This is a genomic window from Bacillus sp. SIMBA_008, from assembly GCF_046535495.1.
Taxonomy (GTDB): Bacteria; Bacillota; Bacilli; order Bacillales; family Bacillaceae; genus Bacillus; species Bacillus subtilis.
Map to the genome: position 1 here is coordinate 1 of NZ_JAWRWL010000197.1, position 320 is coordinate 320.

Consider the following 320-nt stretch of genomic DNA (forward strand, 5'->3'; position numbering starts at 1 on the left):
TTTGTCACTTCTTGATTGACCCCAATTGGTTTCCCGTAGGTGACCTTCACTTGCGGGTATCGTTTTTGTACTTTCTCAATCTCAACTGGAATATCCGACTTAGCATGCATTGCAGTTAAAAGGAGGAGCGGGACGATCGCAATGTGTGTAGCTCCTTTTTTCACACAGGCTTCAAAACCTTCCTCTATAGAAGGGGCTGTCAGTTCTAAAAAACAAATTTCTTGTATTTCGGCTTCTACTAACGGCATACAGCTTTTCATAAAAGAAATGGCTTTATCTTGTGCTTCTTTTACCCTGCTTCCATGCCCAACATAAAGTAC

General features: G+C 41.6%; 1 protein-coding gene. It reads right to left on the reverse strand.

Translation table 11 applies throughout. The features are described 5' to 3' along the window. Positions 1–320: sirohydrochlorin chelatase (locus SB658_RS22805; RefSeq protein WP_410602517.1), on the reverse strand; the 320-nt coding region annotated here is incomplete at both ends.